This is a genomic window from Kordia antarctica (assembly GCF_009901525.1).
GTDB lineage: Bacteria > Bacteroidota > Bacteroidia > Flavobacteriales > Flavobacteriaceae > Kordia > Kordia antarctica.
The window spans coordinates 2041127-2060077 of record NZ_CP019288.1; the positions used below are offsets into that span (position 1 = coordinate 2041127).

The window sequence follows — 18951 nt, forward strand, 5'->3', positions numbered from 1 at the left end:
GAATCTATATACATAAATAGTTTCTGAAAGTATTCAACATCCAAAATTAAAAAGGATAGCCAATTGCAAAATTAAAAATTCCGTTACTAGCATCAAATGTATATTTTGTAGTTTCATTTTGTACAGGCGCATGCACTGGCGCTGCCCAATCTAACCTCACAACAAAACCTTGAATATCTACACGCACACCTAAACCAGCACCAATGGCAAGTTCATTTATAAAGTTTGACGTAAACTTTCCGCCTGGCAATTCTGAATTTTCATTGCGCAACCATACATTACCTGCATCTACAAAAAGTGCGCCTTTGAAATACGCATATAACGGAAAACGATACTCTACATTTGCTTCTAATTTTATATCTCCAGAACGATCAAAGTAAGAATTCGTGTCTGTACTTTCTGGCGCATACGTTCCTGGACCAATAGATCGTGTTCTAAACGCACGAATACTGTATGGACCGCCTGAGAAAAATTGTCTAGAAAATGGCAGCACTTCCGAATTCCCATAGGCATATCCAAAACCTCCAGATAGTCTGGTGACTAAAGTTTGCTCATTCCCTAAGTTAAAGTAAAAACGTGCGTCTGCATCAATTTTTGCATATTGCGCAAACTCTACACCTAAGATGGTTTTTTTGCCTGAATCATTTTTTGAACTGAATAAACTTAAAGAGTTTCCAGCGATATCTATGTTTGAACTAAAGTAAAAAGGATTTTTTTTGTTTACATTACTTAATTCATTATACGTGAAATTATATGTTAATCCAGAAATTAATTGTTGTTCAAAACTGTTTTTTAGAAAAGGGTTATCATTTAAAATAGTTTCAAACTCGGGCGTAGTATTTGTCAATTTTATAAAATTCGTACTAATTGGGTTTATGGTATGATATGTAGAAGCGTTTGCATTCCATTGGTATCCAAAACTCGTATTGAAACTACTTAAACTGTATAGTTTGCTTCGGTTCAAATATTCAATGCCTGCACTAATTCTGGTTTTAGGAATATTATATTTAAACTGACCAGACACATCCATTGGGAATAGTAATCTAGGAAAAACAAGATCTGCCGTTAAACCTAGTTGTGTACTGCTCAAACCTGTATTGTTTGCTTTCCCACCTAATTGCGCTTCATACCCAAATTTCCCTGTTATTTTTAATACTTCTCCACCTTTAAAAAGATTTCTATCGGTATAACTCAATGCTAATGCTGGTCCACTAAAGCCATTAGATTTGGCATTTGCTTGCAATTCTGCACTTAATGCGCGTTTATTTAAAGGTGATAAATACACACTGGTGTTTAAATAGCCAATGGTATCATTTTCTGAAATAGGTTTTTCTTCGAACTGAACATTTACAAACTTGTACGTGCCAATGGAAGATAATCGCCTGCTGGTGGCTTTAAATTTCTTTGGGTCATAGAACTGTCCTTTTTCAAAGAGCACAAATGGACGCAATCGTTCTGGTTTAAAAAACAGCGTATCTTGTATAAAATTTACACCTGCAATAGTTGTCGTATCTGCTTGTTGGTAATTGTTAGTTACAGTTGTATTTGGATATACATTTATGGTATTTAATTTGTACGCTACCAATGCTTTTTTGGGAACATTCTTTTTTAAGCGCAGATATAAATCAAAACGTTTGTTTTTGTATTGATTCGTATCAATTTCAAAAATTAAAAAGTCGGCATTAAAGTTATAATACCCTTGTGATTTAAGATTGAAATCTATTCGTTCACGTTCAATTTTAAACTTTGCCAGATTAAAACGTTCTCCTTTTTTAATGAAAGATTCGGGTAAGGTTTTTTGTATTTCCTTGTGAATAGAAAGCGTATCAGTTTCTAATTGATACGTTTCCATGACATAAGGTTGCTTGAGTTCTATAGTATAAATAACTTCACTTTTTTTGCTTCCCTTTTTAATTTCAGAAGTTACTTTACTGTAGAAGAAACCTAAGTTTTCTAGTCTATTGAGAATAAAATTCTCCGTTTTTTTTATGTCTACATCAGATTGATATACAGGATCTTCTCCTAGTTTTTTATTTATGAATCGGTAGATGAATCCTGGGTTACCGTTTTCCACTTTATAGTGTGCTAATAAACCTAACTTTGAGGTATTTGGTTGCGGTCTCAATATAGCTTGAAGCTCCTCTTCTATGATTTTTTGATCTTTTATTTTTTCTTCGGAATCAATTTTGAAAGTCGCACCTTTGTATAACGTTTCATTTTCTGGTATAAAACGTTTTACACTACAAGAATATAGTATAACTGCAAAAAATAACAGTATAAAATAGTTTAGTTTCATTGTTTCGATGTGTCTTTTTTAGTCTTTTCTGCTTCTTTTGTTTTTGCAACTTCTTCTTTGACTTTTTTCGCAAAAAGCTCTTCAAATTTATTGAATTCTTGATTGAATATTAAAGAAATTCCTGTGAGTATAATTTGTCCATCAATAACATTTTCAAAATCATTTTTACGATACGCTTTCAATCGCCATCTTCCATTATCATCAAAAAGATATTGAATGTTTACAGTTCCAACCAAAGGCGTAGTTTGTCCTGCATTTTGCGAATTTTCTTGAATATCAACGCCACTTCCAACTTCTACAATCAGTTTATCATTGAGCAATCGTTTTCTAGCATTTACATCTAATTGTGTTTTATTAGATGGTGCATTTCCTTGGTAATCTGTATAACTATTTAAACCAAAATCCAGTTCAATTCCTGAATTTCCTAGTAATTTATTTGAAAAATTATTCAGTTGGTTGGAGAGTACATTATTTGCATTGTCTCTCGCAATTGACAATGAGCCACCAGAACTTCCATCGTTTGTAGCAGAAGGAAAAAATTGATTTAATACTAATAACGAAAATACTTGTTTGTTAAGTTCGTCTTCTTGTGTATTGAGTTGTTGAACTTGCGCATAAACTGCGCCACCAAGTTCTCCTTGATTATCTTTTGGAATATCAAGATTAAAGGAAATTTCAGGTTTTAGCAATTGCCCTTTTAAATTAAGATACACTAGAAACGGAAGTTTTTGGCGATATTTACTCGTAATATTAGCACTTTCGCTTGTAAGTTTGGTTGCCATTAGGCCAGATGCAGCAGCTTCTATTTTATAAATAGCTCTAATATCCATGTCAGCTTCTAACGGATTTCCACGCCAAATAATACTACTACCTTGCGCAATATCAAAATGTCTTTTTACTAAATTATAGAGACTTACTTCGTAATGTCCACTATCTACTTCGTATTTTCCAGAGAGTGACATATCGCCATTTTCAGAAATACCAAACTTAAAGTTTCCAGTTCCAGATACTTTTAAATTATCGCCAGAACGCTCATCCACAATAATATTAAAAACAGCTTTTTTTGAAACGGTCAATTGTGCATCTATATCATATCCTCTTAATACTGCCGTTGATGACACATCATCTTTTTGATTTGTTAGAATATCATCTGGATTTTTTTTATTTACAAAAATGACAATGCCTTCTTTCTCAACAAGATTCACTTCATCTTCAGGAATGACATACGTAAAATCTGAAGTTTTATTTACCATTAAACTACCACGTACTTTAGGAAGTTTCAATGTGCCATTTATAGAAACATCTGCATCGAGATTGACTTTTCCGTAGAACAAATCATTAGCTTCTTTTGTGGAGTTTAGTACTTCAATATTTTTAGCTTTTAGCGTTAATGCAAATGATGAATTTGATAGGTTTTTTGTAGAAATTTTTCCATCTAAAACAAAAGGATTTTGATTGATGTCCAACATCGTAAATTTATCAAAATAAATACCTGCTTCATCTAGTTTTATAGATTCTTTTGGAAGTGTAAAAGATGCATTAAACGCATTAATTGTTAAACCAGCGTCATTAAATTTTAAAGCACCTAAAAGTTTTGGTTCATTTGTGGAGCCAGTTAGTTTGACGTTCCCTGAAAGATTCCCAGATGTTTTTGACAAATACTTTCCTGCAAATTGGTCTAATGCTTTTAGTTCGAAATTTTTTAAATCGATATCAAAATTAAGTATTGCATCATCTTCATTCGCTATATAATCACCAATAATGGCTACGTTTAAATTGTCTCCTAAGATTGCTAAATTAAGATCGTATTTAGAAGCATCTACTGATTTCGCATCAAGGTTCAACCTACCGAGTGGCACTTCCACAACTTCCAAATTAGTTATATTGGCATTGGCTGTTATTCCAGTATCTCCAAAAGGATATTCTACTACAATTTCTCCATTTAGTTTCCCTGAAGCTAGTATTTTTTCTTGATTAAATAAACTGGTAATGGTACTTAATTCAAAATTTTTAAAATTAAAACCTACATGTTCAATGGTTTTTCCAGGCAACGTATTGCTAACGGTAATTTGTTGCTCGTTTTGGCTCAACTTAAAATCTTTGAATCCTAAATAATTTGTAGTATACGTAATCTTATTATCTGAAAGAATAGACCAGTTTTGTTTGTTAAGAATGAACCCTTTTGGATTGATATGAAAGCTTATACTATCTTTTTGTTTGGTAATTTCAGAAGCAATTTGAATCAAGGTTTCGTCAGCGTCTTTCGCAATAAAATCCGTGTATACTATTTGATCTTTCACGTTTCCTTTTAGACTTATTTTTTGAATTGCCAGCGCTCCAGTTTTTAACGAACCAAGTTTGAAATCGAAATCTAACGTTTCCTTTTCTGCATTTAGTGAAAAATTAAGACTATCAATAATATTTCCGTTATAGGTTATTTTTGACGCAGTTGCATTCGCGATAAGCGAGTTGTTTTCAGCATTAAAATCTACAGTAATCGCTATCGGATTTAAAGATTCTAATTTGGGTAAGAATAAGTCTTTAAGAATAGGAGCTTGTTTTACCGTAGCATTAAATTTCATAGTAATATTTGATGCAACATCAGTTTCGGTAGTTGTAACATCATCCTTAAAATACGTATTAAATTGCTTTTGTAGTTCCGCAATAAGATTTACCACATCGGTGTTTGAAACCAACGAAGCATTTACAGGATTACTTTCAATCTCAAAAGCAGTCGTTTTGTCTGTAAGTTTTGCATAAACAATAATATCGCCCAATAAATAAGGTCTATTGTTCCGAACAGAAATTGCATCTTTGATAATTCCGCTAAATGCTAGGTTACTTGTTGAATTACCTACAATATCTGCTTCCAGCTTAAATTTTGCACGTACATCTTCTTCGGCAAGTCCAAGTGTTTGAAAGTTGACACCTTTTAAATTTAAAATCGTTTGAATTTTGGAAGCAACCGTATCTAACTGAATCAAGTTTACCATTTCAAAATCTAAATTTTCATCTTTGAAGTTTAGGTTCAGATTTCCATTACCATTCGTAATTTTTCCATCTAGTTGCAGTTTTGAAAAATCGTAGTTATTATAGGATAGTTTTTTAAAATCGGTCTTCAATGTTGCATCTAACGTATTGAGACTGTTTCCTTCGCCATTTATTGTAGTTGTAAATGAATAGACGCCTAGTTTTTCATTTTTAAGAATTTTGCCAAGTGCTAAATTATCAACAGCAACACTTCCATTAAAAGCAATGGCTTTCTTGTTTTTAAAATTCCCTTTTATAACAACAGTTCCATCGGAAGTTTTAAGTGTCGCATTCGTTTTAAAATTGGTTAAATTTCCATTAACACTACCTTTTAACTGAAATGTTTCGGGAACTTCAATAGTCAGTATTTCAGGATCAATAAATGTAAAGGCGTCTTTTTTGTTTGATGTGATATTGAAGTTCTTAAAGTCTAGATGTAATGTATTAATATCTAGTGTATTTTTAACGCTTCCTTGGATATTCATCTTTGTATTCGTTCCCCAATTTAATGTCGTTTTAGGTATATTTAGGTTGCTTAAAGTACCATTTAGCTTTAGCGAACCTATTATTTGCTTCTTTGAAAGTTTCGTTATATAGTTATTATTTTTTAGTTCAGGTAGGAAGAAAAAAGCATCTTTTGGGTTTACACTCAAACTCGGAATCGTTGCAGATAATCGACTTAAATCTGGATCTTTAATAAAAGTATTTATTGAGTTATAATTGACAGAAACATTACCAGAAATACTATTATTATTTGTGCGAACAGAAAGATTTTTTAAGATTGTTGACGTGTTATTTAATGCTAACTGCGCACCAAAATTTTTCAATTGAAATCCACTTCGATCTGTAAACGAAATATTTTCTAAAGATGCGCTTGCGTTTCCTGGTTTGTATTCAAATGAATTGGCTTTGAAGTTGAAATCTTCCAATTGAATATTTTCTGCGTTAAAGACGTTTCTAACGGAAGTTGTATTTCCAGTTTTTGCTGTAATTTCAGTATTCAATAGTTCAATATCGTTAGCCATTATTGTCCAATTTGGCCATTCAAAATTTGCAGGTTTTACAACAGTTGTTCCAACAATAGGATTTGATTGTTCAAATGTGATAATTGAATTTTTTAGATTGAAATTAGTTAGGTTGACCGTTTGTGTTTCCAAATCGAATACAGGTATTTTCGAGATTAATTCATCTATCGAAAGATTCATATCTAGGTATTCAGGAACCGAATTATAGGAGATTTGCGTATTTTTTACATCAAGATTTTGGATAGCTATAAATGGCAACTTGATTACTTCTGCAGTAGGATCGACAGGAAATGGTTTCGTTTGTCGGTATTTTATAACGCCATCTTTCAACTGAACACTATTGATGTCAAAATGCATTTGTTCCAAATCGATCGAATTAGTTTCAAGTTTTGCAGTATTTAATTTTACCGCACTTTCAATTCCTAAAATGGCATCAGTATACGTTAGTTCGATGTTTTTGAAATTTAGCTTTCCTAGTGTAATTTTTAATGCTTCTCCAGATGTTTGAGCAATAGAATCTTTCGTGGTGAACGTATCAATTAGAAAATCATAATTAAATTTTGAAATACTATCTTTTCTGTAAATATTCGCTTTTAATCCGTCCGATTCCAACGATTTTAAATTAAATCCATTGCCTTTTATAAGTGGCATTAAAGCGATGGAAGCTTCTAAGCTTTTAGAATATACGAGCGTATCTCCTTTTTTATCTTCTAAATAGAGATCTTCAATTATTAAGTTACCAGAAAAAGTAAGATAGAGTTTTTTAATTTCTACTTTCGTATTGGTTTTGTTTGATATGTAATTAGTTACTTTAGTTACAATAATGCTTTGTCCCCAAGGACTTCTTATGAATAGTATAAGCGCAATAAAAAGGATAAAAAGAGTTAGAATTGTTCTTTTTACGATTTTCCAAAACAACGCTTTTTTTGTTTTTTTTTGCTGCTCCATTAATATGTTATAAAATAAATAGCATTCGTTTTTTGGTTCGATTTAATTTCATCAAAAACAACTATCTTAAAACTTAATCAGTCCACTATTACAAGTAAAGATAATTCTCTGCAAAAATAACACAAAACATTCTTAAACTTTGGAATCATATGTATCAACATTTCTTTCTAGACTAAAATAAATTCTACGGTTTTACCTTATCAACCTTTAGAGTTTGATTTTTAACTTTAGTACTAACTTAAAATTTACAATAGTATGAAAACTAAAAACTTAAACAATTTATCATTAAACAAAAAATCAATTGCAACCTTTACACTAACTGGCGGAAGAGCGCAACCAATAACAAATGTGACAAATATTACTTGTGTTGGAATTTGCGAAAATTCTAAAATTATATGCGATCAAGAATGATCAATACATAGATTTTATTTTTATTTATGAAATGAAAAAGCGTCACTCAAATAAATGAGTGACGCTTTTTGTATATAATTGAATTTATATAATACCGAGATTATTAATCTTCAACTTCTACTAATCCTTTGTTGATGTCACCTTTTTTGATAGTATCAAACATTACTGGTGTTGCAATGAACATAGATGAATATGTACCTACAATTACACCTACGATTAATGCAAACATGAATCCTCTAATAGATTCTCCACCGAAAATAAAGATTGCTAATAATACAACCAATGTAGTTAATGACGTATTCAACGTTCTACTTAACGTACTGTTTAAGGCTGCATTTACAACTTTACGTAATTTCCAGTCTGGACGTTCGTTCATAAACTCACGAATTCTATCAAATACAACTACGGTATCATTCAGCGAGTATCCAATTACGGTCAGGATGGCGGCAATGAATGCTTGGTTAATTTCCATTGTAAATGGCACATATTTCCACGCAATTGAGAAGATACCTAATACAATTAATACATCATGGAATACCGCAATTACAGCTCCTAATGAGAATTGCCATCTGCGGAAACGTAATAAGATGTACAAGAATACAACTACTAACGAACCTAATACTGCCCAGAATGAATCTCTTTTGATATCATCGGCAATTGTTGGTCCAACTTTTACTGATTGCATGATTCCTATTTGCTTATCTTCTGCTCCATCAACGAATCTGTCGTACGTCATGTCTGCAGGTAAGAATTTATTTAATCCTTTTAATAACATCTTCTTGATTTCATCATCAACTTCAGTTCCTGTTTCATCAACTTTATATTTCGTTGTAATTTTTAACTGATTGTCTCCACCAAATGTTTTTACTTCTGGAGAGTTTTCAGCACCAAATTCAACTGTCAATTCTTTCTTTACATCTTGCGAGCTTACATTTTCTGCAAAACGTACTTGATATGAACGCCCTCCAACAAAGTCAACACCTTGATTTAATCCGCTTCCAAAAGTGATCGATCCTAAACCAATTAAGATAACAATTCCTGAAATAACATATGCAATTTTACGCTTCTTTAAAAATTCAACGGTATTGTTTCTGAATAAGTTTTTCGTTGCTCCTGTAGAGAAATCTAAATTATTTCCTTTAGCAACATACCAATCAACTAATAAACGAGTGATAAAGATTGCAGTAAATAATGAAGTTCCAATACCTATTAATAAGGTAGTTGCGAAACCTTTTATTGGTCCTGTTCCGAATAAGAATAAGATCAATGCTGTTAATCCTGTGGTAATGTTTGCATCAAAAATTGAAGACATTGCACCTTTCCAGCTAAACGCATGCGTAATTGATTCTTGCAGCGTTCTACCTTTGGCTAGTTCTTCTCTAACTCTTTCAAATAAAAGTACGTTTGCATCCACGGACATACCAATGGTTAATACAATACCAGCAATTCCAGGTAACGTTAATACCGCTCCTAAGTTTGCTAATACTCCAAATATTAATAAGATGTTGAATGCTAATGCTACATCTGCAAAAAGACCTGCTTTTCCGTAATAGAATACCATCCAAATTAATACTAATATTAAAGCAATCATGAACGACATTAAACCACTATCAATAGCTTCTTGTCCTAATGATGGACCAACTACTTCCGATTGTAAAATATCTGCCGTTGCTGGTAATTTACCTGCTCTTAGTACGTTTGCTAAATCCTGCGCTTCTTCAACCGTAAAATTACCTGAGATTTCAGAGTTTCCACCAGAAATTTTTCCAGTAGTTACGCTTGGAGCAGAATATACAATGTTGTCTAAAACAATAGCAATATTACCTCGTTCATTGTGTACTTTTTCTGTTAGTTTTTCCCATTGTTTTGCACCAATACCGTTCATTTGCATGTTTACGTTTGGTCTACCATTACTTGCGTATGATTGTGCTGCATCATCAATTACATCACCTTTCATTTGCGGCTCTACACCTTTTCCTTTACGTTCACCTGCTAATGCGTAGATACTAAATCTATTTGTTAACGGATCTGGTTGTTTTCCAATAGCAAATCGTACGTAACGTAATTCTGCTGGTGTTACTTGCTTTAAAATATCGTTTGATAATAATGCCATTACTTCCGCACTATCTTCTTCTTTTACGGTAGCTATGATTCCACCACCATTATTTACAAGTTGAATTTTGTCAAATAATGGGTTTACTACGCTTAATGTATCTTCTGTTGAAGTTAACAACGCTTCTTGCTCGTCACTTTCAGCATCGTCAGTATCTTCATCTCCTTCTTGCGCGTCGTCAGCTTTTTGTACATCTGTTGAAGCATATGCAGGAAGTTCTTTTAACTTCTCGTTTGCCGTAGCTATGAACGATGCAAGCTTTGCATTGTCGTTGTAAGTTGTCCAGAATTCAAGTTGTGCTGTTGTTTGTACTAACTTTTCAATACGAATTACATCTTTCGCACCTGGCAATTCAATTAAAATACGTCCAGAAGTTCCTAAACGCTGAATGTTTGGTTGTGTAACTCCAAATTGGTCAATACGTTTGTTTAATACTTCTTTCGCAGAAATAATTGACTGATCAATTTTCTTTCTAATTACATTTTGCACCACACGGTCGGAGGTTTCCATTCCATCTTCCAAATCTTGCTCTAATGCTTGCGTAAAAAATAAATCTGGATTTGCTAATGTTAATCCTTCTGGCTTCAATTCGTCAAACGCTCTAAAGAAAGACTCTACGTAATCTTCTTGTGCTTCCGCTTGTAATACATCAGCTCTTGCCAACGCTTTAACAAACGTTTCATTTTCTTTATTACTTACCAATCCTGCTAAGATATCTTTTACAGAAATTTGAAGAATTACGTTGATTCCACCTTTAAGGTCTAATCCTTTGTTTAATTCTTTTTCCTTTGCTTCGCTGTATGAAAACGTAGTAAATCCGTAATTGATCGGCTCATTTTGATCAATAGAATCTAAATATCGCTTTTCAATAAGCTCTCTTTTATCTGTGTTCTCTTTAGAGTCTGCCACATCACCTGCTGGTCTTGGCAATTGTGAAACCGCGTAGACTTTTGCGTCGTTTTCAATTTTATTCGTGACAAACGTAAACGATAATTGATAAATACTTACCAATCCGAATAAAATCGCAAATAATTTTACTAATCCTTTATTTTGCATTATTCAATATTTTTTGGTCAAATTTTTAAAACGTGCAAATATATAATTTACCGCTTGATTTGACAATTATTTTTATGTGATTTGATTGTAATATGAATAGCTTTCGTAATCATACCGAAAAGCCATATGTTGCCTGCTTTAAACCGTGATTTTTTTCTCGATTTAAAACATTTTTTCGGGAAGATGCTTTCGTAAATGTATTGTAAACTAAAATTCCAATGATTTATGAATGCATTGCAGCAAAAGGTCCTGCGCGAACATCTGGAATTTCGTATGAAGTGTTTTCTATGTGAATAGCCGTATAACTAGATTCCGTATACGCTAACGCAATAGTGATATTAATTTCTCCTGTGTGGAACGAATTTGCATTGGCAAACGGATTCGGATTTGGAGATTTGTCGGAGTCTTTTTGTAATGATAGAATGTATTTTCCGTGAGTTCCTACATACGGATTGAAATCTGTTTGCAACTCATAAACAGCTATTTTATAGCTATCTGCATTTTCGTACTCGTGAAACTGTAGTGCGTTTTTACTTGGGATTTCTTGCGATTTGCTATTTGAGGCAAATCCTTCTTCGGAAAGAATTTTCTTGATTTCAGTAATCTTTTCAGTACTGAAATAGGCAATTTTAAGTGTTCCGCCTTGTTGTTTAACTTGAATGTTTTCAACACCTAACGCTTCTAATTGCTTTTTGATTGCCAAAATCACTTCTTCAGTTTCCTCAAAAAGAGCTGCTTGGTCTGTAAATTGAAGCTCAATCTGCTGATTTGGCGCAGGTATTTGCTTCTGGTAGAAACCAAGTAACGTGATAAAGATTATTAAAGCACTAAAATACTTTTTTGCAATCATGCGTCAAATATAAAAATAAAGACTACAACTGTGTAGCGTTTCGGGAATTAATTTTGTTTTAAGGTGTTGAATAGTATTGTACTAGTTTTGAATTTATTTCGATTGAGATGTTTCTTTCAAAGCTCCCATTTTGATAATTTTTAGTTTCGGAAGTTCTCCTGAACCAATAATACTTGCCATCATGGTAGCCTCATCTCTTGTGAAATTTCCTGATACTTGAGACCTTCCACCTGAAATTTTCCCATTACTTACACTTGGTGCTGAATATACAACATTATCAATAACAATGGCTATATTTCCTCCTTCTCGATATACTTCATCGGTTAATTGTTCCCAAATAAGAGCGCCTTCCTTATTCATTAGCAAATCAATTACATACCTGTTTTCAGTATAGCCAGTAACTGCTTTTGATTGTGTTATGTAACTTCCATCTAATGGAGCTTCATTCGTTGAACTTACAAATACTGCGTATAGAGGCAATCTACCTTGCTGATATTCATCTGGTTTTCCAAATGAGAATTTTATTTTTCCTCCAAGAGATTTGATAAAAACAGGTTCTTTGTCAATTAATAATTCCTCAACACGTGCTTTATTTTCTTTGGTTACGTATGCCAAATAAAAATCTCCAGAGTTGAAATTGATAATGTCTAAAATATTTTCAATATTCGTTTTTTCAGATATTTCAGAAGTGCTCTCAGCTATTGTATCCATTTTTTGAAAATGATCAATAATGAGGTTTTTCTCTTGACATACTTTAAAAAACTCTAGCTTTCCAGTAGTTTGAAAACTTTGCCAAGTCAGTATTGAATCAGCTCCTTTTTCATAATTTGCAATTATATTTTTCTGCGTTGTTGTAATTTCAATATTTCTAGCACCTAAAGATTGTAATCGTTTTTGAATTACGAGTTTCGCATTTTCTTTTTGATTTTCATCAAAGTTATCTTCCAAAATTTCAAATTGAATTTGCGCTTTTGATCCAGAAAATAATCCATCACAAGCTATTAAACAAAATATTGAAAAAAGCACACAACTTAGTAAGTATCTCTTTTTCATAAGAATATATAGTTTTTTAAACAACAAAGGCTACAATTCTCATTATAGCCTTTGTAAATATAAGATATTTATATGTTATTGTTCTTTCATGTTTTTGTAACCTTCTGGCGGCGTAGTATCAAATAAATCTTTAGAAACTTTTTCTTTTTCAATTTTAGTTACTTCTGTTGTGATCAGCATGTCCATTCCCATTTGGTTCATTTTGATAATCGTATATAAAGGAAATCCTTTCATTTTATCTCCTAACGCAGTAGCTTGCTGTGATACTACCGGAATTGCTTCCGTAGTATAAATTTCCATTTCCATCTTCACTCCGTCTTTATTAATCGTGACCTTATATTGCTTGCACTCGTATCCTAAAACCGTTTTTGTTTTATCGCCTTCAACAACCGTAATATTTTTTAGATCCTCTTCATTTACAAGATTTTTTTGCAATGTGTACATTTTACCAAGCGCAGGATTATCCATCAACATTAACATTTCGTTTTTGTCAGCGTTGATAATCGTTGTAATATCACCTGACATTGGGTTTGTCAATTCTGATCTTGAACTTTTTCCATTAAAGAACGTAATGGTTTCCATTTTCCCCATCATTTCCAATTGAGCCTGCATTTGCTCATTGTCTGTAGTCATGGTTTGCTTTGACGTAATTTTCCCTTCTGTGATTTTTTCTTGAGCAAAAGCCATTACACTGAATGCTAACGTTAGAAATAGAACTATTTTTTTCATGATTTTTGTTTTTAATTTGGTTGTAAAAAAACCTCAAAGCTATATAGCGATGAGGTTTTAAATGTGTTTATTTTGAACTTATAATTTTTATAATTCTAACAATCCGTTTGTTTTCTTTACACCTTCAGCACTTTCTGCCATATGTGCTTTTTCGGCATCGCTTAATTTGATTTCAACAATACTTTCTATTCCGTTTTTCCCTAAAATTACAGGAACTCCGATACATAAATCGTTTAATCCGTATTCTCCTTCTAATAAAACAGAACAAGGAAACATTTTCTTTTGATCGCAAGCAATTGCCTGTACCAATCCAGAAACTGCTGCTCCTGGCGCATACCAAGCTGAAGTTCCTAATAATTTGGTAAGAGTTGCTCCACCAACTTTGGTATCTTCTTTTACTTGGTTTAAACGGTCTTCTGATAAAAATTCAGAAACTTTTACACTGTTACGAGTTGCGTGTGCCGTTAAAGGAACCATTCCTTTGTCGCTGTGTCCACCAATTACCATTCCGTCTACATCAGAAATTGGTGCTTCTAATGCTTCTGCTAATCTGTATTTGAAACGAGCACTATCTAAAGCGCCGCCCATTCCAATAATTCTACTTTTTGGCAATCCTGTAGTTTTGTGTACCAAATATGTCATTGTATCCATTGGATTACTTACTACAATGATAATTGTATTTGGAGAATGCTCAATTAAACTTGAAGAAACTGTTTTTACAATTCCTGCGTTGATTCCGATTAATTCTTCACGTGTCATTCCCGGTTTACGAGGAATTCCTGAAGTAATTACACAAATATTACTTCCAGCTGTTTTAGAATAGTCATTTGTACTTCCCGTAATTTTAGTATCAAAACCATTTAATGAAGCTGTTTGCATCAAATCCATAGCTTTTCCTTCTGCATATCCTTCTTTGATATCTAATAAAACGACTTCCGAAGCAAAGTTTTTAATGGCAATATATTCTGCACAACTAGCACCTACGGCTCCTGCTCCTACAACTGTAACTTTCATATTTTTTGGTTTTTTAATGTATTGTTTCTAAGCGGCAAAAGTACGAATTAATCTCCTTTTAATGAAATTAGTAAGGCTTAAAATATTCTTAAAATGAAAAGTTCAATCCAAGACTTGCACTGTCAAACTCACCAAGAGAATAATCAGCATTTATACTAAAAAAACCTAGTTTTAGATTTGCGCCAATTGTACCACGAACTCCTGAAATATCTTGTTCTATGGAGAATGGATTTGTGATAGTTTCTGAGAATAATACACCATCTGTTACGGTATATGTTCCTAATAAGTCTGTGGTTGAGTCGCCTTTTAAGTATCCTAAACCTCCGTAGAAGTTGATGATTTTGAATTTTGTCCCAACAATTAACTGAAATAGAAAGGTATTTACTTCCGTTGCTACTTGCTGATTGTTTCCATTAACATTACTAGATTCAGTAAAATCATAATTTGCATCTAAATGTGTATACGCAATCAGACCAGAAATAGCGACTGGAATTGCTTTTTCGGCTGGCAACCATGAAGTAAATTCTTGTTGAATTCCAAAACCATACGTACTTAAATCAACATCTTCTGAATCTACTTTTGGAAAGAAACGTGCTTTGACTTGTGTTCCTTTAAATGGTGAGAAACTAGCTTGAACATAAGCTGTTGGTATAATGTCTACATTTTCTGAACCGATTCCTGTTGGTAATGTAATTTCAACTTCTTGACTCCCAAAAACTGGATCATCATAGGTAACTATTACCGTAACATCAGGTTCATTGTGACCTAAAGCTGTTGCAACCGTTTTTGACGGACTGTTGTCTGGAAATCGAATATTTTCATAATCTGCAACGTTCAGTTGAAATTCTTTTTTCTCATCTTTTATAAGAGATATATTTCCAACTATTGAAATTTCAAAACCGAAACGTTTTGGTGCCTTTGCACTATTAAACCAACCTGTGTTAATTCCGTAAGCCAAACCTTCTGATGCCGGCGCAATGTAATCTGTCGTAAATCTTTTTGCATCATCAATACCTGCAGCAAGTAATTCGTTAATATTTTCTTGGGCATTTACATGTGATATTGCTAAAAAAGCAATGAATAGGAGTTGTAATTTTTTCATAATTCGTTAGGTTAAATTTAAAGCGATAAAAATAATGAATACGTACTACAATACATACAGGAAATTGCCCCTTTTTTACATTTTTAAAGAAAAAGAAAGGCAACTACATACTTAAATACGTAATTGCCTTTGATATGGTTTTCTAAAAAAAATATTATTTACGCATCAATACGTGCAAACACTGCATTTTTCTCAATAAATATTATTCGTATCTTTATGTAAAAATTTTGCGACATGAAAAAAATTACTTTATTAATATGTGCATTCATTTGTTTTTCTTTTGGATTTGCACAACAAGATTTAATTGGAGGCGGAAACATGTGGACATTACATTATATGGTAATTGACGGGAATACTATTAATGTGACACAACCGCATCCATCAAACCAAGGTTACCATCCAGGAATTCAGTTCGTTGAATCATCACCTAATAATTATGATTTTTATGCGAACGGAGGTGATATCAATTATGCTTTCAATTCATCATCATCACTTACCATCAATCCAGATACATTTATAGTTCAAGATTTAGCTGTAAGCCTAGGATTATGTTTTTTCTATTGTACACTCGAAGCTCAATACTTAGATACTATAATTGTTGGAAATTATAATTCGCCAAGAACCTTTGATTATGAGATTATTGATGAAGGTAATGGTAATAAAACATTAATAATTGACACGCCTGAAGGAAATAGAGCTGTACATGGAAACTATATACTTTCACTTGAAAAGTTTCGTAAAAAAAGCATTGTGATGTATCCCAATCCCGTAAAAAAGAAATTATATTTTAATTTCAAAGGGTTTTCGGTAGAAAAAATAGAAATACTCTCATTAGTAGGTTCAACTATTTTTGAAACAAAAATTTCACATCAAGAAAATTCCTTAGACGTATCATTTTTGTCACCTGGAATTTATTTTATAAAAACTATTTATAAAGATGGAGACACGCATATTTCTCGATTAATCAAAGAATGATTCGTTTTTTTTAGCATCACTTTAATGCACAAAAAAATGCCCCATAAAAGAGGCATTTTTTTGTTTTTATGAAATATGATTATTACGCATCAATATTTGCATAGACTGCATTTTTTTCAATAAACTCTCTACGTGGCGGCACTTCGTCTCCCATTAACATGGAGAATACTCTGTCTGCTTCTGCTCCACTATCAATTACTATTTTACGTAATGTTCTGAATTCTGGATTCATGGTTGTGTCCCACAATTGTTCTGCGTTCATTTCCCCAAGACCTTTGTAGCGTTGAATTCCTGCTCCTCCGCCAAACTCTTCAACAATAACATCACGTTCTTGATCGTTCCAAGCATATTTACGTTTTGCTCCTTTTTTAACCAAATATAATGGTGGCGCAGCAATGTAAATGTGTCCGTTTTCAATCAATTCTTTCATGTAACGGAAAAAGAATGTTAGGATTAATGTAGAAATATGCGATCCATCGACATCGGCATCACACATAATCACTACTTTATGATATCTTAATTTTGAAAGGTTTAATGCTTGACTATCTTCTTCGGTTCCGATAGTTACACCAAGCGCTGTAAAGATATTTTTGATTTCTTCGTTTTCAAAAACTTTGTGCTTCATTGCTTTCTCTACGTTCAAGATTTTTCCACGTAATGGTAAAATTGCTTGAAACATACGGTCACGACCTTGTTTTGCCGTTCCACCTGCCGAATCTCCCTCGACAAGAAATACTTCACATTTTGCAGGATCTTGCTCAGAGCAGTCACTCAGTTTCCCAGGCAAACCTCCAATACTCATCACCGTTTTACGCTGTACCATTTCACGCGCTTTTTGTGCGGCATGACGCGCTTGCGCAGCTAACACTACTTTTTGCACAATAGTTTTAGCGTCGTCTGGATGTTCTTCTAAGTAATCCGTTAGCATTTCTGATACTGCCTGACTTACAGATGCAGATACTTCACGGTTTCCTAATTTTGTTTTGGTTTGTCCTTCAAATTGTGGCTCTTGGACTTTTACAGAAATAATTGCGGTTAGTCCTTCGCGGAAATCATCTCCAGCAATGTCAAACTTTAATTTGTCTAATAATCCTGTTCCTTCTGCATATTTTTTCAGCGTATGCGTTAAACCTCTTCTAAATCCTGATAAGTGTGTTCCACCTTCGTGTGTATTGATATTGTTTACATATGAATGTAAATTTTCAGAATACGAAGTGTTATACGTCATTGCAACCTCAACTGGAATTCCGTTTTTCTCTCCTTCAAAAGCAATTACATCGCTAATGATTTGTACACGGTTTCCGTCTAAATATCTTATAAATTCTTTTAATCCTTCGGTAGAATGAAAAACTTCATGGACAAATTCTCCTTTTTCGTCTTTGTTACGTTTATCCGTAAGTGTGATTGTGATTCCTTTGTTAAGGTATGACAATTCGCGCATACGATTTGCGATGGTTTCGTAGTTGTATTCTAAAGTTTGTGTAAATATAGACGCATCTGGTCTAAACATTACTACCGTACCAGTTTTATCAGAATCTCCAACTGCTTTTGTTGGATATAAAGGTTTTCCGCGTTCATATTCTTGTTCCCAAACTTTTCCTTCTCTAAAAACTGTTGCTTTTAAGTGAGTAGAAAGGGCATTTACAACCGATACACCAACTCCGTGCAATCCACCAGATACTTTATAGGAATCTTTATCAAATTTTCCACCAGCACCAATTTTCGTCATTACAACTTCTAATGCCGAAACACCTTCTTTTTTGTGAATCCCAATTGGAATACCACGCCCATTATCTTCAGTCGTAATGGAGTTATCTTCATTGATTACAACGCTTATAACGTCGCAATGACCTGCTAGTGCTTCATCAATAGAATTATCGACAACTTCATATACTAAATGATGTAATCCGCGTGTACCAACATCTCCAATATACATGGAAGGACGCATACGTACATGCTCCATTCCTTCTAATGCCTGTATACTATCAGCAGAATATTGATCTTTCTTTTCTTCGCTCATATATGTTTTGCTTAAATTTTTATAGTTTTAGAACTGCGTAAAACGTTCTTATTCATTCTGTTGTTAAACAAACAAATATAAGACTTCATAAATTCATTTTTAAACACTTTTAAGCTGCTTTTTAAATAGTTATTAACATTTGACCTTTTTGCAGAAAACTGCTTAAAATGTCTTAAAACAGCTTTTACGCTATTTTGAAACCGTTTTTTTCTTCCTGTATGAAAGAGAAATAAACCAAGCCCGTAGAAGCGATATTTTGACGTTCGTTTTTTAAGTAAAAACACCTGTAAATCCCTTTTTATCAACAGAAAAATGCATTTTTTCACATG

At 33.0% G+C, this 18951-nt stretch carries 11 protein-coding genes; 2 read left to right on the plus strand and 9 right to left on the minus strand.

Annotation, left to right across the window (positions count from 1 at the left end):
* Positions 1-46 precede the first annotated feature (46 nt).
* A complete protein-coding gene (tamL, locus tag IMCC3317_RS08195) occupies positions 47-2296 on the minus strand; it encodes a translocation and assembly module lipoprotein TamL (RefSeq protein WP_160129037.1) in 2250 nt (749 codons plus the stop codon).
* Positions 2293-7299 (minus strand): translocation/assembly module TamB domain-containing protein, encoded by a 5007-nt coding sequence (locus tag IMCC3317_RS08200; protein ID WP_160129038.1) that lies wholly within the window; start codon positions 7297-7299, stop codon positions 2293-2295. Before IMCC3317_RS08200 ends, tamL begins: the two co-directional genes overlap by 4 nt.
* Before the next feature lie 255 nt (positions 7300-7554).
* On the opposite strand from IMCC3317_RS08200, the gene IMCC3317_RS08205 reads away from it, so the two are divergent.
* Complete coding sequence (locus tag IMCC3317_RS08205; protein WP_160129039.1) at positions 7555-7710, plus strand: hypothetical protein; 156 nt, start codon at positions 7555-7557, stop codon at positions 7708-7710.
* Positions 7711-7813: 103 nt separating this feature from the next.
* Here the strand turns inward: IMCC3317_RS08205 and secDF are convergent, their stop codons facing one another.
* From secDF to IMCC3317_RS08235, 6 genes are all read right to left on the minus strand, one after another.
* Entirely contained in the window at positions 7814-10879 is a 3066-nt protein-coding gene (gene secDF / locus IMCC3317_RS08210) for a protein translocase subunit SecDF (RefSeq protein ID WP_160129040.1), read from the minus strand.
* 223 nt (positions 10880-11102) lie between these two features.
* Positions 11103-11729: a hypothetical protein gene (locus tag IMCC3317_RS08215; RefSeq protein ID WP_160129041.1), complete on the minus strand. Its 627-nt coding sequence runs from the start codon at positions 11727-11729 to the stop codon at positions 11103-11105.
* Between the two features lie 93 nt (positions 11730-11822).
* Positions 11823-12782 (minus strand): SecDF P1 head subdomain-containing protein, encoded by a 960-nt coding sequence (locus IMCC3317_RS08220; RefSeq protein WP_160129042.1) that lies wholly within the window; start codon positions 12780-12782, stop codon positions 11823-11825.
* Positions 12783-12857: 75 nt separating this feature from the next.
* Positions 12858-13511, minus strand: a complete 654-nt coding sequence (locus tag IMCC3317_RS08225) for a DUF4412 domain-containing protein (RefSeq protein ID WP_160129043.1) — start codon at positions 13509-13511, stop codon at positions 12858-12860.
* A gap of 87 nt (positions 13512-13598) precedes the next feature.
* Positions 13599-14525, minus strand: coding sequence for a malate dehydrogenase (mdh, locus tag IMCC3317_RS08230; RefSeq protein ID WP_160129044.1), 927 nt, complete (start codon positions 14523-14525; stop codon positions 13599-13601).
* An 88-nt stretch (positions 14526-14613) separates the two neighbouring features.
* Entirely contained in the window at positions 14614-15627 is a 1014-nt protein-coding gene (locus IMCC3317_RS08235) for a DUF6588 family protein (protein ID WP_160129045.1), read from the minus strand.
* A gap of 234 nt (positions 15628-15861) precedes the next feature.
* Between IMCC3317_RS08235 and IMCC3317_RS08240 the strand changes: the two genes are divergently transcribed.
* Positions 15862-16602, plus strand: a complete 741-nt coding sequence (locus tag IMCC3317_RS08240; RefSeq protein WP_160129046.1) for a T9SS type A sorting domain-containing protein — start codon at positions 15862-15864, stop codon at positions 16600-16602.
* An 82-nt stretch (positions 16603-16684) separates the two neighbouring features.
* Here IMCC3317_RS08240 and gyrB read toward each other — a convergent pair whose 3' ends face one another.
* Positions 16685-18622 carry a DNA topoisomerase (ATP-hydrolyzing) subunit B gene (gyrB, locus tag IMCC3317_RS08245; RefSeq protein WP_160129047.1) on the minus strand — a complete coding sequence of 646 codons (1938 nt, stop codon included), beginning with the start codon at positions 18620-18622 and terminating at the stop codon, positions 16685-16687.
* Between the last annotated feature and the right edge of the window lie 329 nt (positions 18623-18951).